Raw genomic sequence first — 15617 nt, 5'->3', positions numbered from 1 at the left:
GATGAGGGATGTAGCCGTCATTCAGCGACGCCCAAAATCACGATCGCTAGATCACGACTATCAAGTCAGAAAAGTCTCGATTCATCGCTTCAAACTTGGTTTTGATGCCGCTGCGGCGGATGCCTCCCGCTTGACTATCGAAGCCAATGATTTCGCCGTCTAATTCAGGAACTATGCGGCAGGCGTAAAGCCCTTTGCTTTCGGGTATTAGAACTTGAAAATCTTGGCTAGATGGAGAGAAACTGATGGTCTCTTCGCTAGTGCCGCCAGAGGTTGGCAGGGTTAAACTCTGGAACCCACCCTGACCCGCCGTGGCAGGTGCAAAGTCATATTTTGCCCAGGTAGAAAATACTAGCTCGTAGCTACCCCGAGAATTTTTATACAGCTGTGGCACCTCCATTTCGGCATAGCAGCAGGGCTGAGCGATAGGGGCCAGGTAGTTCCACTCGCGTTCTCCCCGTATAGCCGCCGGAAAGTCGGCAGTGGCAAGGGTCAAGAGGGCGATCGCGCCATTACAGCCCACAGCACCAGCTGAGGTTTTGGCGGCAACCAGCATATCGATGCAGCCATCCTGCCGCCGAAACAAAAACGGATCGCGCCAGGCGTGAAACGTCAAATCGCCGTCCAAGCTCTTGGTTTGGTAGGCAGCACTGGGATTAATTTGTGTGTCTAGAACCTGCCACTGGGTCGACCACAAATTGTCGGTGTAGGCCACGCCGATACTCTGCGTCAGGCCATCATCTTGGTTGCGATCGCGGGAGGTATAGAACATCAGATAGCCGTTCTTGACCTTAATGACATCACCACTCCAGATTGAGGTATTTGCCCAGTGGCCTGGGGATGGTTTTAGGATATTAAAGCTATCTTCGTCGCCCCAATCTATGCTGTCAAAATCAGGGGTGGTCGCATGACCTACGGTAGAGGCAAAATGATGTTTGCCTGAGGAAACTAATGCTCGGTCAGCATTTAGATAGAAAATGTGGAAGAGCTTGGCTTCAGCATCAAAGTGGTACCAAAAATCCCACACGTGGCGACTGGGATGCTGCATTGAGGGAGGCATTCTAGTTTTAGAGCTATGGACGACTTGCCTTGAGTTTAGAACGGTTCTGGTTGAGCGATCGCTGTGTTTTTTACCTGCTGCCTCAGCATTTGGGGCCAGCCTGCCACCGCTGAAACCGCCGCGTAAACCCCTACCTTAAATACCGTAGAATCCTCTCCTGGCTTTGTTTCTAGCGATTCTCCCAGGTATTTATCATAGAGATATAAAGATAGTAGACGCAATCAGCAGCATGAAAATTCAATCATCGGTGTTGGTACACCTGGGCTTTGGTAAGTATGTGCGATCGGATCAGGTGACATCGCTGCAGCCGGTCGAGGACGATCGTGGTCCGGGACGGCGGACGTTTGTGTATTTAGAAGGGCAACCCGACCCAGTGGTGGCCTCTCGGGCCGAAGATACGATTGTGCGCGATTTGGTGCAAGAACCGCATGAAGTGATTCAGTCGCGGCAGCAGCAGGAAATTTTGACTGACCTGCTCCAGGATTTGACCAAGGTCAACTCGACGGTGCGCCGCATTAGCCGCGACGAAGGGGGTCTGGATCTCGACCAGCTAGAGCGCCGAATTCAGCGGGTGTTAGAAGCCTAGCGGTTGGTAAACGTAGATGCGATCGCCCCTCAATCTTGGCCAATCGCAGCCATCAAACCTACGCCGATCGCCACTTCATCATCGGCATAATTTAGCCCATCTCTTCAGTAGCAAGCCTTCACTACTCGTACTTTTCGCCGCTGAGAATGAAGATCGGGTCTACCGCCGCAAACACCTGGTAGTTGCCCTTAGTCTCTAGCCGGTTGACGGCAGGCTGGGCCGCTTCGATGTTGCGCACCCGCAGGTGGGCAAAGGTCTCAGACACCACGTAGAGGGTTTCGAGGTTGCCCGCCGTCACCACCACCCGCCCCAGCGAGGGCAAATAGTCCCAGGCAGCAAGCAAAATCTCTTTGAGGTTGCGCCCCCCTTCGACAAAAATGCAGTCGGGGTGGTGGGGTAGCTCGCCCAGACAGTCGGGGGCGCTGCCCTGAATGACCTGCACGTTGGCCAGGCCAAAGCGATCGCAGTTGCGCCGAATCAAATCGGCCACATCGCCATCGCGCTCGACTGCCACCACCTTACCCGCCGGGATCATCAGCGCCGCCTCAATTGCCAGGGTGCCGGTGCCTGCGCCAATATCCCACAGCACGTCTTTGGGCTTGAGCCGCAGGTAGCCTAGCAGCAGCAGCCGCACCTCCCGACTGCTGAGCGGTATGCCGGGCAGTTGCTCAAACAGGTGATCGGGAATGCCGGGAGTGGCGTAGGGCCAGAGTTTCGCCATAGAAATGCCAGGTATAGCGCTGGCTCTATTCTAGGGTGGACGCCCGCCTTAGCAAGGGGAGGGCGATCGCTCTCCCCTTGTTAAGCTGTGAGTGGCTGAGTGTGATTTAGATCAGCTCAGCAACAGGGGTTTCTAGCGCAGGGGCCACCGTCGCCAGATCAAAATTGTCGCTGATATCACCTAGGGGCGTGGTCAGCAACGCGGTGGCGATGCCGCCGCCAATATCAACAACGCCATCGATGCCAGCGAAAAAGTCGGCCCCCTGGTTAGTAAAGGCCACCACATCAAAGGTGGTGTCAAATAGCCCGAGGGGGCTGGCGATGGTGGCATCGAGAATGCCGTTGGCAAGGGTGCCAGGACCCTCCAGGTCTTGCACAAACTCGGCGATATATTCGCTGGCCAAGGGGCCAATTTCGATGTCGGTGGCCACTGGCAAACTGAGGCCCGCCCCAATGGGCAAGGTGGCATCTAGGTTGGCTAGCCCGTCGGCCAGCGTCAACGACCCGCTCAGCGCCGAGATGGGCACAGCTAAATTGCCAAAAGGCCCTAAAGAGGCCACGATGTTGCCGCTGTTGAAATCGACCGCGCCATTGATATCGCCTAGAACAGGCACCGGGGCCGTAAAGGGGAAAATCGCGTCGTCCTGAAACTCAACGTCGGCGACAAGTTGACCAAAGGGAGTAACCAAATCGAGGTTGAGGTCACCTCCAGCTATGTCGATAGTGCCGCTAATCGGGCCGAGGGCCGTGGCCAGATCGAGGGCAAAAGCCCCATTAGACAAAGGCACCGTGGCATCGATCGCATTGACGGCATCGAGCACCAGGGCGCTGGTGGCGGCAGACAGATCAAACCCTGGCAGTGCTGTCGTTTGGCCATCAGCGGCGATCGCAGCCGTCAAAATACCCCTCGACAGGGTTACGGTAGCGTCAGATACGGCAGCCAGATCGGCGTAGGTTCGCAGGGTGGCCGGGGCATTGAAGCTGCCGGTCAACGCCGTGCCGTCGGCTAGCCGCAGGTTGGCATCAAACAGGCCATCGGCAACGGTCACCTGTCCGGTCGCATTGGGTAAATCGTTGGCAAAGTCAGCCACCAGGTCGGCAAAGCCGGGGTCAAAAGCCGCCAGCAGGCTCAGCACGCTGCTGCTGCTCAAAAAGGCCCCATCTGGATTAAATTCAACGATGGCGTCTTCTTCGTTGAAAAAATCTTGGTTGGGCGACAAATCGGTAAAAGACATAGGGAACACCCTTGCTTTCCTTTAGATAAACATCAGCGACAAATCAGCTGTCGCGGGCGGCGTTGAGCCACCCGTTGGTCTGCAATGCTCCGCTCGGTATTCTGCCACAGGAATTTAGGAGTGCCCAGGAAACTTTTGCGCGATCGCCAGGCGCATCATCGGCAATGCCCCAGGACTGGCCACCATAGCCGTTGCTACCGTTCAGTTTCAGCTAGCTTGCGGCTCTGCCGGGTAAACGCAGCCGCACCACCCAGCCGCACCCATCCCCCAAAGCCATAAATCCATACCAGCACCACCACCCAGTGCATCAACGTCACCAGCCAGAGCGAACCGGTGATCCAGTACGCGCCGATCAGCACTAGCCCCAACCAGCCCGCCAGCAGCAAGAAACGGGGATCAGAGAGACCAGCTTCGGCCCCTTTGTACAGGGTTTTATCGAGCACTACATGATATACAACAAACGCCACCAGGCTGACGCTGCCCCACAGCAGCCAGCGATCGCTGGGCAGCCCTGCCATCGGGTGGGGCAGCAGCATAACCCGAAAAACGGTTTCTTCAACCAGAGCAGGCGCAATCAAGCGGCGCAGTGCATCTAGCCCCAGGCTCAGCGGGCTAGCAACAGCATTTTGTCGCACCAAAAATTTGCTCTTCAAGCCAAAGGGAAGCGCCAGCAGGCCATACAGGGCCAGCGCTCCCAGCCCCAGCAGCCCCATAGGCCAGGTCAGCCCGGTATCAAAGGCTGCCAGCAAACGCTGGGCAATCAGGTCTACGACCGGAACAGCGTCGAGCAGCATTTCAAGCCTTTTGAGACTAGGGCAAAGGAAATTCTATCGGCATTGGGGCTGCACCCCCTGTGGTCGTCGCCAGCAACCCCAAAAAACAGGCTATAGCTGCGGTTAAAGCGATCCGCTGCAGCAAGCGTTGGGTGCGGAGAGACAACGGCAAGTCTGAACCAGGAGAGGGTAGCATCGGCAACATACACAGGGTAATGAAGACCGCTAGTAAACCACATTTGCCCCTCCGGAAAGTAAGCCTTAAGGAAAACCAAAGCTTTGTATTTCTTGGGGCGACGCCCAAGCTGTCACTCAGCCTCAAAAGAAATCGGGTCTCTAATTCCCCTGTCGTTCGCGCAGCCCCTCAACGATCGCATTTACGATCACCGCATCGTTCCAGGCCGGGGGGTCTTCACCAATGCGCACAATCACCAACTCCTCAGAGGGGATGATATAGACGCGCTGGTGGTGGCGACCATCTAAATAAAACGTATCGGCAGCCGCAAAGGGGGCCGACGAAGCGTAGTTCACCTGAGGGTAGGCATTGGTGCGCGCCTTGAGCCAGACGTGCAGGCCAAAGGTCGGCTCCAGCGGCGACTCTTGGCGCATTTGATCGATCCACTCCGAGGGAATCACCTGGGTATTGTCGACCTGGCCGCCGTGCAGCAGCATTTGCCCCAGCCTCACCCAGTCTGAGGCGGTGGCAAAAAAGCAGCAAAAGGGCTTGGCATGACCACCGGGGCGATCGAGCCAGAGAAAGCCGTCGCCTGCACCTAAGGGTTGCCACAGACGGTAGCTCAGGTAGTCGCCAAAGGATTCTCCCGTGGCCCGCTCTAGCACTAGGCTGAGCAGTTGCGAGTTGACGTTGTTGTAGTCGAAGGCCTCGCCAGGCTTGCCCTCCAGGGGAATACCCAGGGCCAGCTTTTGGGTATCGGAGCCGCCGTAGAGCTTCACCAGGTCAGAGCGCAGGGTGTCGGTGCGATCGTCGTTGCGCAGGCCCGACTGCATGTAGAGCAGGTCGGCAATGGTGATGTCGCTCCTGGGGTCGTTGGCCCATTCGGGCAGGTAGGTGCTCACAGGCTCTTGAATAGACGTGAGGTGCCCTTCGTCGATCGCAACGCCGATCAGCAGCGCCAGCAGGGTTTTCACCATCGACATGGAGTTGACCAGATCGGCAGCCTGGTGGCCTTGCCAGTACTGCTCTAGCACCAGGCGATCGCGATGCATAACCAGCAGCGCCACGGAGTTTTGCGCCTCTGCAAACTCCAGCGCCGTTTGCAGAGAGGCCGGGGGAATTTCGGTTGTCTCAGCCTTCGCTAGCGGTGGAGACTGAGGACCGACGCCAGTAACCTTCTGCTGGGGTTGGTACCAGTCGGGCGAGGTGATGGGGCGATCGGGGTAGGATAGCGATCGCCCCAGCAGTCGCCAATCGACTGCCACCCGCAGCAGCCCACCCACGGCAATCAGCCCCACCACCGTCCACAGTTTGGATCCTAGGAAGGATTTTGTCATGGTCGTTTGTGCGATCGCTATCCCTGCTGTTCCAGGATAAGCACCTGATTCGCAGTTAGGGTTAGGTTAGCAATAACGCCAGACCTTAAAACCTGAGTTCCCGCAAATACCTCATTTTCGTAGCGTCCCTCAACCCACTGGCAAACCGTCACCTGCCGCTGCCCAGGGTCAACAATCCAATATTCAGGAATGCGTCGAGCGGCATATTCGGTGTGCTTATAGCGATAGTCACGGGTGCGATTTTTCTCACCCGGTGATACAACTTCGACAACCAAGGCAGGCGGCGGTATGTCACGGGTAATCGTGGCGCGAGTAGTGCCCTGAAGCGCAGCCTTAGAATCGTCGGTATGAACAAGTAAATCGGGTAGGCGACAGGTCGCCCGCCCCCCAGAAACCTCAATTTCAGTGTTGTAGGCAATCAGGGAAACAGCGACGTAGCGGGCCAGGGCAAACATCAGCCCCTTGGCAATGTCAAGGTTTTCCGGCGATTCGGGCGGCATTTCCACCAGCGCTCCATTGACCAGCTCATAGCGACCCTCCAGCCCGTCAGTCTGGGCCAGATAATCCTCAAAGGTCAGCAGAATGGACGTTGTAGTCATGGAATCGCTACAGCACCAGGTCACCCTACAATTCTAGCGACGCCCAGCCACTCGTAGGGTACATTCGCGGCTACTAGACTTCATGGAGCAGCAATCTCCATCCCCCAGCCGCAATGCACCGCTCAGGATGATCGTGACGTCTACATGCCCATGATGCAGTAGCCAGAATCAACGTAGAGAATCTGCCCGGTCATACCCGTCGAGAGGTCACTGCACAGAAACGCCGCCGTGTTGCCCACTTCGGTTTGGGTCACGGTGCGGCGCAGGGGCGCAACGTCTTCAACGTGGTGAATCATATCGAGAATGCCGCCCACCGCCGACGAGGCCAGGGTGCGAATGGGGCCAGCGGAAATGCCGTTGACGCGAATGTTGTTGGGGCCAAGTTCTGCGGCCAGGTAGCGCACGTTCATCTCTAGCGCCGATTTGGCGATCCCCATGACGTTGTAGTTGGGCACCACCCGCACGCCGCCCAGGTAAGTGAGGGTAACAATGCTGCCGCCCTCGGTCATCAGCGGCTTGGCCCCGCGCGCCAGGGTAATCAGCGAGTAGGCGCTGACGTCGAGGGCGAGCTGGAACCCTTCTTTTGAGGTGGCGCTGAAGTCACCCGTGAGATCGTCTCGCTTGGCAAAGGCCAGGCAGTGAATCAAAATGTCGAGCTTGCCCCACTGCTCGCCAATGGTGCTGAAGACTTGCTCGACCTGGGTTTCGTCCTGCACATTACAGGGCAAGAACAGACTGGGGTTGAGGGGGGCAACCAGGTCTTTGACCTTGCCTTCCATCTTGCCTTTTTCGTCGGGCAGGTAGGTGATACCCAGGTTGGCCCCGGCGGCGTGGAGCTGCTGAGCAATGCCCCAGGCGATGGATTTATTGTTGGCAATGCCCGTTACCAGGGCGTTTTTACCGGTCAGGTCTAGCATGATGTCGTTACGTTTGGGCGGTGGTGATTCGCATTTAGGAGTTTACGGGAATGTGCGCCCGGTGAATAGGGGATATCGGGATACCGTTGCTGTGTCAGTATGTAAGGACAGTAACGGAAGTTTCGGGAAAGAAGTTGCCTTGTAAGGCATAGGTCTCATGGGTAGCGGAGTTTGGTATAAGGAAAGCCAGATCTACCGCTGGGCCATTTCGCTGGCCCCAGTTCCCCTTCGAGAAGGGCGTTCCGTCGCCCTTCACCTCACGAAAAGGACTAGCCATTCATCGGTTTAAACTCCTGTTCTGCCAATTGAGCTGGTAGGTGCCTTAGACTCTGTGGTTTCAGAGCCTCATCCCCAAGGATTTTCGTTGCCAGAATTCTCTATTCTCCTGAGAAAGCGTTTTTGCAAACCTGTAGTCGAACTTAACTGCTACTAATGGAAGTTATTCCCGCTATTGATTTGATCGACGGTCGTTGTGTGCGGCTTTACCAGGGTGACTACGCCCAAACCGAGGTGTTTAACGACAACCCGGTGGAGGTGGCGCGGCAGTGGGTGGACCAGGGCGCGACGCGACTGCACCTAGTCGATCTCGACGGGGCAAAGTCGGGCAAACCAGAGAATTGGCAGGCGATCGCGGCGATTGTAGAGGCGGTAGATGTACCAATAGAAGTGGGGGGTGGGCTGCGCGATCGCGCCCGAGTTACCGATCTTTTTGCCATCGGTGTGCGCTACGCCATTCTGGGTACGGCTGCGATCGAGCACCCCGAGCTAGTCAGCGATCTAGCTGGCGAATTTCCCGGCCAGATCATTGTGGGCATCGACGCCCGCGACGGCAAGGTGGCGACGCGGGGCTGGCTCGAAACCTCTGAAGTCGAGGCGATCGCCCTGGCTCAGCAGATGGAAGAGCGGGGGGCAGCGGCGATTATCTACACCGACATTCAGCGCGACGGCACCCTTCAAGGGCCAAATATTCCCACTATGCGAGCCATGGCCGAAGCCGTGTCGATTCCGGTGATTGCCTCCGGCGGAGTCGGTGCCCTGCGCGATCTGCTCAGCCTGCTGGCGCTAGAAGCCCAGGGCGTTGAAGGTGTGATTGTAGGCCGCGCCCTCTACACGGGCGATGTCAGTCTTAAAGAGGCGGTGCGGGCAGTGGGCAACGGACGCTGGCAGGATGTGCCCCCGTCGCTGGGTGGCTCGGCTTTTGCTTAACAATACGCGGGGCAAGAACTGGCCCTAAATGACGATGGTCAAGGCCCGGCTTTGAGAGGCGATCGCTATCCTTTAAAGCTCACTGTTTAGAAACCGAGTTGGATATGGACTCTGTTGTACTAGATGCCCCCTTTGAGCCCGCCGCCTTGGCCGAGGCCAGCACCGCTACGCTAAAAACCAGCCTGATCAAGCACGTAGAAGAGCGAGAGGCAGAGCCAATGGCTAAAAAAGTCCGGTTTGCGAACCAGACTCTCATGCCCCTCTTCAACGAGTTAGAAAAGCGCAATCCGACCCCTGATTTGCATCAACAAATTCCGCTATTAAAAGGGGTTTGGAGTTCTGTTTGGTCTACTAATCCCTTTCAAGACATCTTGCCAGGGCGAGTACACCACGAGTCTTATCAAGTCTTTAGTGATAACGGTTTTTATGCCAACCTAGCTCGATACAAACCGGGTCGCAAAGCCCCAATCTTGAGTTGGATCTCGCGCTGGCTGCTCAGCTACGATTTAATGGTTATGCAGAGCTATGCTGTTCAATCTCAAGCCTCAGCCGAACCCGATCAACCCTTAGCACCAGGGCAATCAGGTAATCAATCCTGGGAAATTCAAAATGTCTGCATCAAGCAGGTTTTGCGCGTTGGCTCTCGTTCTTTCAGTGCTGAAACTGCTCAAGCCTGGTTTGAGCAAGCGGTAGACAACTATCAAAAGCAGCCTGAATCTCAGCTACAAACTTCAATACCCAGCCAGAGCACCAACCGGGTTACCGCCAAGCAGTACCAGCAAATCTCTAAGGCTAGACCTCAGCTAGATAATCTATATATTGATCAAGATTTTCGCCTGGTCAAAACCCAGCGCGAAAAATCGCAGCGACCGTCCTATACCGTAGCCATACGCCTGCCCTAAATTGAATAAGCAGGGCGATTATCCCCAGCCGATCGCAGTCCCAGCCCCGTAGACTCTGGCCCTACGCTGGCTTCGACTCCGCTCAGCCAGCGTAGGGCCAGGGGCACTTATAGCCATAATCACGTTGGTTAGGACATCCAGAAACCCTATGAACGTTCAAACGTTTGAACGTTCATAGGAGACCTGTCTTAACCAGACTGGCCACAGCTATACAAACTGTCGTTAGCTAACAGCGGCTCGTTTGGTAGAGTGCTATTCTCTAACCCTGCTTCAATGGCCTGTGCAGCAGCGTCAAATTCAGGATGGTAACCATGAGCAAACGTAACGGTAAAGCTGATCCTGCGGCTAAGCATTCCTTAGACCTTGATCCAAAGCAAGGCAAGAAGAAATCTAAAAAGAAGAAGCCCAAAAAAGAGCGTGCTACGGCTTCGGAGCCACCTGTTTTTCATTACCTGTCTGAGGCAGAAGGCAGCTCGAAACTGACCAGTAAATTCTACGAAAAAGAGCTGGCCCGCCTGCAGGTGGAGCTAGTCAAAATGCAGTACTGGGTCAAGCACACTGGCACCCGGCTGGTGATTTTATTTGAGGGGCGCGACGCAGCGGGCAAGGGCGGCACCATTAAGCGCATTACCGAGCCGCTAAACCCTCGCGGCTGTCGGGTGGTGGCCCTGGGTACGCCCAGCGATCGCGAAAAAACCGAGTGGTACTTTCAGCGCTATGTAGCGCACCTGCCCGCCGCTGGCGAAATCGTCTGCTTTGACCGCAGCTGGTACAACCGAGCTGGGGTCGAGCACGTAATGGGGTTTTGCACCGACGCCCAGTACGACGAATTTATGCAGACCTGTCCTCAGTTTGAGCGCATGCTGGTGCGTTCTGGGATCATTCTGCTGAAGTACTGGTTTTCGGTGAGTGATGAAGAGCAGGAGCGACGGTTTCAGTCGCGCCTTACCGACCCCGCTCGCCGCTGGAAGCTGAGCCCAATGGATCTAGAATCGCGCGATCGCTGGGCCGAGTATTCTCAAGCCAAAGACACCATGTTCACCCACACCAACATTCCTGAAGCGCCCTGGTTTACGGTCGAAGCGGACGACAAAAAACGGGCGCGGCTCAACTGCATTAGCCACCTGCTCAGCAAGATCGACTATGTCGATATGACCCCCGACCCGCTAGAGCTGTCGCCGCGAAAAAGTGCCCCGCTCAACTACGTGCGATCGCCCATTAACGAGCAGTTTTTTGTACCGCGACGCTACTGATGGGTGGGGCTTCGACTTAGCTCAGCCGCCGTTAGCTGAGCGCAGCCGAAGCTCGGCTACAGCTCGCTCAGCAGGGTCTTGATATCGGGCAGATTAAAGAAAGCGTTGGTAGAGTCGATCAGCTTGTCGCCCCAGAGGTTGGTGCGCAGAAACTCGATGTCGGCATAGCGGCTGTCTTGCTCCAGGGCTTCGGTACCCAGGCGCACGGCTTCCTGACAGGCGGCGTTGGCGGCTCTGATCACGGGCACACCGCAGTTTTCTTGGGCGTGCAGAGCAACGGCGATCGCCAGCTTGGGCTCTGGCTCATTGGCGGCTAGCTCCAGGCTAGACTGCCAGTATTCCACCGCCTTTCGCGCATCGCCCTGCTCGTAGAGCACCAGACCAATGTTGTTGACCGAGGGCCAAAACTCAGGCTCTGCCGCCACCGATTGCTCAAAGGTCGCGATCGCCTGGGGATACTGGTCGAGCTTGAAGTAGGCATTGCCCAAGTCAAACAGGGCGCTGGGGTTGTCGGGTTCTAGCGCTAGCCCCTGCTCTAAGTAGCTAGCGGCCCGCTGGGGGTCATCTTGCTGTAGGTAGGCCGAGCCCAAGGCAAACAACACTCGCGGGTTTTCGGGCAGCAGACTCTGGGCGCGATCGAGCAGGGGCAGCGCCTTATCAACCTCATTACTTTGCAGGTAGAGACCGCCCAGCAAAGCCAGCACCTGGCCGTCGTTGGGGGCGAGCTGGGCCGCCAGCTGAGCCAGGGCCAAGGCCCGCCCAAACTGCTGAAACTCAGCCAGCTGCTGGGCTTCATTGGCCAAAAACAGTCCCTGCTCGGTCATCAGGTCGTAGTCGAGGGGCAGCACGTAAGGGGTGAGCGCCTGGGCACGGGCGGGTAGAGTAGTACCCAGCAGTCCGCAAATGGTCAGCAGCGACAGCAGAGAGAGGCGTTTTAGCACAGCAAATTTCGTAGGTTGGTTAGCAAATATATAGAGTGTACGTCGGTTGTGGGCGGTGAAAATCAGCAGGGGCGATTCTGCTGGGCTGACGTTTGGGCCGTCTGGGCATTGCGCCGCCACATGGCCGGTTTAATGCGCCGCAGGGCCGAAGCCCGAAACCGATGGTCCCACTCGGCTTCTGACAGGGTAGCTAAATCGGTTAGTTTTGGGGCCAGGTTCTCAGGGTAAGGCTGAAAGTCGTCGACAGTCGTGGGCTGGGCAAAGCGCTGATTCCAGGGGCAGACATCCTGACAGATGTCGCAGCCCGCCACCCAGTTATTCAAGTGAGGGGCGATCGCATCCGGCAGAGTTTCGGCCCGATTCTCAATGGTGTGGTAGGCGATGCAGCGGTTGGCATCGACCACGTAGGGCTGGGTAATGGCCCCGGTAGGGCAGGCCTCCAGACAGCGGGTACAGGTGCCGCAGTGGGCGGTGTGGGGCGTATCGGGGGTCAGAGCCAGAGTAGTGACCAGCTCGCCCAAAAATACCCAAGACCCATACTGGCGGGTAATGACGTTGCCATTTTTAGCCACCCAGCCCAGCCCAGCCTGCTGCGCCCAGGCCTTGTCTTGCACGGGGCCGGTGTCTGCATAGTAGCGAGCACCGTGACCCGTAGCGGTGATCCACTCAGCCAGGGGCTTGAGCCGCTTTTGCAAAATGCGGTGGTAGTCGCGGCCCCAGGCGTAGCGCGAAATTTTGCCGTGGCTGGAGTCCTCGGAATGATGGTGGGGGGTGTAGTAGTTCAGGGCAACGCAAATCAGCGATCGCGCCCCCGGCAGCACCTGACGAACATCCTGGCGCTTGGGGTTGCTCATCCAGTCCATATCGGCCTGGTAGCCCTGGGCCAGCCAGGTTTGCAGGTGCCCCACCGCCGCTGTTTCTAGGTCGCTGGGGTGCTTGTCTAGGGCCACAATGCCGACTAAATCAAACCCCAGCCCAAGGGCGTAATCAAGCACGGCCTGGCGATCGGGCACAGCCTGGCGATCGGGGGAACCAGCGGATTCTGCCATGGGTAACGCTTCTTGATCCTGCTAATCGACCTGACCGTAGATTCAATCACATCCGGCCTCTTGTCGGTTAGGCATCCCGCCTGACCGCGGACAGCGAGGCGGCTATCCTACAAGATTTCATCCTTGATCCCGCGCAGGTTAATGTCAGTCCTAGGCTAGCCTACGGAGACTCAAGCAGGTTGCGAATCAAGAACTTCCCTTGACACAGCCCGCATCTAGGCATAGCTTGTACCATGCTGCCGTTAGATCTCCGGCTCGCTCCATAATTAGCGGTTGAGCACGGTGCTAACCCCCACATCTGCTACTATCGGCTCACCTTACCCAGGCAAGGGTGTCTATGTTTAAGCTGTTGACCAAGTTTGACTACCTGCTGCGCGAAACTCTGCTGGGGCTGCGGCGCGGCGGCTGGATGAATTGGGCGGCGATTAGCACCATTACCGTCCTGCTATTTTTGTTTGGCATTAGCCTGCAATCGACCTGGCAGCTAGAGCGGCTGCTCAACCAGTTTGGCAGCCAGCTAGAGGTGTCGGCCTACCTACAAAGCGGCTTTCAGGCCAGTGACCTAAAGCCTGTGGTCGAAGCTTTTCCCGATGTGGTGACGGTCACCCCAGTCACGAAAGAATCGGCCTGGGCCGACCTAGTCGCCGATTTGGGCCTGTCGGATATTGCCGGGGCAACCGACCAACTCAAGGGCAACCCCCTGGTCGATGAGCTAAAGGTCAAGGCCAGAGATTCTGAGGCGGTACCGGCGATCGCGTCTCAGCTTCAGGCCCTCGATGGCATCGACGAAGTGCGCTATATCGATGAGGCCGTCACCCGACTGGCCCAGCTCAACGATGGCCTCAAGTGGGCGAGTTTGTTTGTCATTACCATACTGACGCTTACCGCCACCGCCGTTATTACCACCACCATTCGGCTGATTGTGCTGGCTCGCCGCCGCGAAATTGAGGTCATGCAGCTGGTGGGGGCCACTCGAATCTGGATTTACCTGCCGTTTATCTTGCAGGGGGCTGCCTTTGGCCTGGCGGGGGCAACCGTGGCCTGGGGGCTGCTGTTTGCCGTTCAGCGCTTTTTAACCGAGCTAGCCACCCAGCAGGCCGATTTCATTCAGTTTGTGGTGCAGGGGCTAGCGCTGACCCCTCAACAGCTGATTCTGCTGCCAGCGTCGCTGCTGGGGCTGGGCACGCTGGTGGGCCTCATCGGCAGTTTGCTGGCGGTACGCAAATTTTCGCTACGGTAGCCCATAGCTAGCACTACGTTAGGTGGCTGTGCCAAAGACAGCGATATTGGTGTGGCGATCGCCAGCCAACCAGCGTTTCAGCGCTTAGCACGACGAGTTTGTTACGTCTCCAGCGATCGGGCCAGCATTATAGTTTAGAAAAAGTGTTAGACTCCGCTCAAATTGGCCATAATAGCTACGGAGCAATGGACGGTCTACTTACCGTCAGTGAGGCATCAGAATGAGTACAGTGCTAATTGTCGACGACAGCTTAACCCTTCGAGAAATGATCGCCGGGCTGCTGCTCAAAACTGGCCTAACGGTGGTAGAAGCTAAAGATGGCGCAGAAGCCCAGGAAATGATCCAGGCAACCCCCCCAGACCTGGTAGTGCTCGATATTGTCATGCCCAATATGAACGGCTACGAGCTTTGCCGCTGGATTAAAAACACCGCCGCTACCCAAAACATTCCCGTCATCATCTGCTCTAGCAAAGCCGAAGAGTTTGATCGCTACTGGGGCATGAAGCAGGGGGCCGATGCCTACATTACCAAGCCATTTCGCCCAGCAGACATGATCAGCACCGTCAAGCAGCTGCTGCGCTAAAGGCATGTCGTCGATTTTGGCTTAAAGGCTTGAAAAATCAGCCTTGCCAGTGGTCTACTAAGCCAAAGGCGACCAGTAGGGTTAACGATGTACCAGGTAGCCAGGTTTCGACGTCGCTCAACCTTCAGTAATCGAGGGCGGAGCAAAGTCGAAGTCCGATCAGCAGGTACCTTGGTTTCTGGCGAGTCCCTTACGGCAAGCCATAGACCCCATACCGTTAACCATTAACCGTGAACCCCAGCTATTCGAGCCTGTCACCCTTAGCCTAGTCAAAGCCTAGTCCTCGAAGGCTGAAATAAGTCCACTATTCCGGCTCGCTTGGCTCCCTAGCTCCCCTGCTCCCTCGCGATTGGCAATAGTCGCCACACTTATGCCGCTGTCTATTAGTCAAGTACTACTCGCTCTCCGCCGACATTTCAGTTTCCAGGGTTTCTTTCAGCGCTTCCAGCACGGTCAGGGGGTCGGCCGACTGCTGCATGATGGCGGCTTCAGGATCGTAGCGCTGCTCCAAATTGGGCAGGTCTTCGCGCAGTTCTTCCAGCAGCGCAATAATTTTGGCAATTTTTTTCTCAGAGAGCAGGCTGAGCTGTAGCATCAGCTGGGTGCGCTGTTCGGCAAAGCTCTCCTGGCGGTTTTGGCGAATCAGCACCCCGGTCGAAATCAGCAGCGCCGCTGCGTCTAGCCCCTGCTCAGCCCAGCTAAAGGTGGGTAGCACCACTGGCAGCAGACCCAGATGGTTTAGCCAGTCGCCCGCCAGCCAGAGCCCCAGCCCCCCCAGCAGCAGGTACAAAAAAGTAGGCCGACTAAACCACGAGGCCACCACCTCCAACAGCCGTTCCTGGGGAGCGACATCCTCAGACTCCTGGCGGTGAATGGCGATAATCGCGTTGATGTTTTCAGCAATGGGGTCGGGCAAGGGCGCAGTTAAAATGCGCTGCCGGGTAGAACGGTGAAACCACCCTTTGAACTGATGGGTAGACGATTTAGATGAGGTTGGTGGGGTAGGGTTTGTCATGAACTGTATTCTATCAAGGGGATTGG

The 15617-nt window shown here is 56.7% G+C and carries 16 protein-coding genes; 6 read left to right on the top strand and 10 right to left on the bottom strand.

What is annotated here, in order from left to right; all coding sequences use genetic code 11:
- Positions 1–46: 46 nt before the first annotated feature.
- Positions 47–1060 carry a beta-fructosidase gene (locus IQ273_RS20195; protein WP_194024960.1) on the bottom strand — a complete coding sequence of 338 codons (1014 nt, stop codon included), beginning with the start codon at positions 1058–1060 and terminating at the stop codon, positions 47–49.
- A 229-nt stretch (positions 1061–1289) separates the two neighbouring features.
- On the opposite strand from IQ273_RS20195, the gene IQ273_RS20190 reads away from it, so the two are divergent.
- On the top strand, positions 1290–1646 hold the full coding sequence (locus IQ273_RS20190) for a hypothetical protein (protein WP_194024959.1): 357 nt from the start codon (positions 1290–1292) through the stop codon (positions 1644–1646).
- A 121-nt stretch (positions 1647–1767) separates the two neighbouring features.
- On the opposite strand, the gene cbiT is transcribed toward IQ273_RS20190, so the two are convergent.
- The 6 genes from cbiT to fabI all read right to left on the bottom strand — a co-directional run bounded on the left by cbiT (position 1768) and on the right by fabI (position 7402).
- A complete protein-coding gene (cbiT, locus tag IQ273_RS20185; protein WP_194024958.1) occupies positions 1768–2367 on the bottom strand; it encodes a precorrin-6Y C5,15-methyltransferase subunit CbiT in 600 nt (199 codons plus the stop codon).
- Positions 2368–2473: 106 nt separating this feature from the next.
- Positions 2474–3601 (bottom strand): hypothetical protein, encoded by a 1128-nt coding sequence (locus IQ273_RS20180; protein ID WP_194024957.1) that lies wholly within the window; start codon positions 3599–3601, stop codon positions 2474–2476.
- Positions 3602–3795: 194 nt separating this feature from the next.
- Complete coding sequence (locus IQ273_RS20175; RefSeq protein WP_194024956.1) at positions 3796–4395, bottom strand: type II CAAX prenyl endopeptidase Rce1 family protein; 600 nt, start codon at positions 4393–4395, stop codon at positions 3796–3798.
- A gap of 315 nt (positions 4396–4710) precedes the next feature.
- On the bottom strand, positions 4711–5886 hold the full coding sequence (locus IQ273_RS20170) for a serine hydrolase (protein ID WP_228053454.1): 1176 nt from the start codon (positions 5884–5886) through the stop codon (positions 4711–4713).
- A gap of 17 nt (positions 5887–5903) precedes the next feature.
- On the bottom strand, positions 5904–6485 hold the full coding sequence (locus IQ273_RS20165; RefSeq protein ID WP_194024955.1) for a Uma2 family endonuclease: 582 nt from the start codon (positions 6483–6485) through the stop codon (positions 5904–5906).
- Positions 6486–6625: 140 nt separating this feature from the next.
- Positions 6626–7402 (bottom strand): enoyl-ACP reductase FabI, encoded by a 777-nt coding sequence (gene fabI, locus IQ273_RS20160; protein ID WP_194024954.1) that lies wholly within the window; start codon positions 7400–7402, stop codon positions 6626–6628.
- 432 nt (positions 7403–7834) lie between these two features.
- Here fabI and hisA point away from each other — a divergent pair, with 432 nt between their 5' ends.
- From hisA to ppk2, 3 genes are all read left to right on the top strand, one after another.
- Positions 7835–8608, top strand: a complete 774-nt coding sequence (hisA, locus tag IQ273_RS20155; RefSeq protein WP_194024953.1) for a 1-(5-phosphoribosyl)-5-[(5-phosphoribosylamino)methylideneamino]imidazole-4-carboxamide isomerase — start codon at positions 7835–7837, stop codon at positions 8606–8608.
- Between the two features lie 104 nt (positions 8609–8712).
- A complete protein-coding gene (locus IQ273_RS20150; protein WP_194024952.1) occupies positions 8713–9510 on the top strand; it encodes a hypothetical protein in 798 nt (265 codons plus the stop codon).
- 311 nt (positions 9511–9821) lie between these two features.
- Entirely contained in the window at positions 9822–10763 is a 942-nt protein-coding gene (ppk2, locus tag IQ273_RS20145) for a polyphosphate kinase 2 (RefSeq protein ID WP_194024951.1), read from the top strand.
- A gap of 56 nt (positions 10764–10819) precedes the next feature.
- Here the strand turns inward: ppk2 and IQ273_RS20140 are convergent, their stop codons facing one another.
- On the bottom strand, positions 10820–11704 hold the full coding sequence (locus IQ273_RS20140; protein WP_313898180.1) for a tetratricopeptide repeat protein: 885 nt from the start codon (positions 11702–11704) through the stop codon (positions 10820–10822).
- Positions 11705–11766: 62 nt separating this feature from the next.
- On the bottom strand, positions 11767–12753 hold the full coding sequence (queG, locus tag IQ273_RS20135) for a tRNA epoxyqueuosine(34) reductase QueG (protein WP_194024950.1): 987 nt from the start codon (positions 12751–12753) through the stop codon (positions 11767–11769).
- A 337-nt stretch (positions 12754–13090) separates the two neighbouring features.
- On the opposite strand from queG, the gene IQ273_RS20130 reads away from it, so the two are divergent.
- Positions 13091–13993: an ABC transporter permease gene (locus IQ273_RS20130; RefSeq protein ID WP_194024949.1), complete on the top strand. Its 903-nt coding sequence runs from the start codon at positions 13091–13093 to the stop codon at positions 13991–13993.
- Positions 13994–14213: 220 nt separating this feature from the next.
- Positions 14214–14576, top strand: coding sequence for a PleD family two-component system response regulator (locus IQ273_RS20125; protein WP_194024948.1), 363 nt, complete (start codon positions 14214–14216; stop codon positions 14574–14576).
- 394 nt (positions 14577–14970) lie between these two features.
- Here IQ273_RS20125 and IQ273_RS20120 read toward each other — a convergent pair whose 3' ends face one another.
- Positions 14971–15591 (bottom strand): DUF1003 domain-containing protein, encoded by a 621-nt coding sequence (locus tag IQ273_RS20120; RefSeq protein ID WP_194024947.1) that lies wholly within the window; start codon positions 15589–15591, stop codon positions 14971–14973.
- Positions 15592–15617: the final 26 nt, after the last annotated feature.

The sequence above is a fragment of the Nodosilinea sp. LEGE 07298 genome, from assembly GCF_015207265.1.
Taxonomy (GTDB): Bacteria; Cyanobacteriota; Cyanobacteriia; order Phormidesmidales; family Phormidesmidaceae; genus Nodosilinea.
This window is presented reverse-complemented; position numbering and strand designations above follow the sequence as displayed.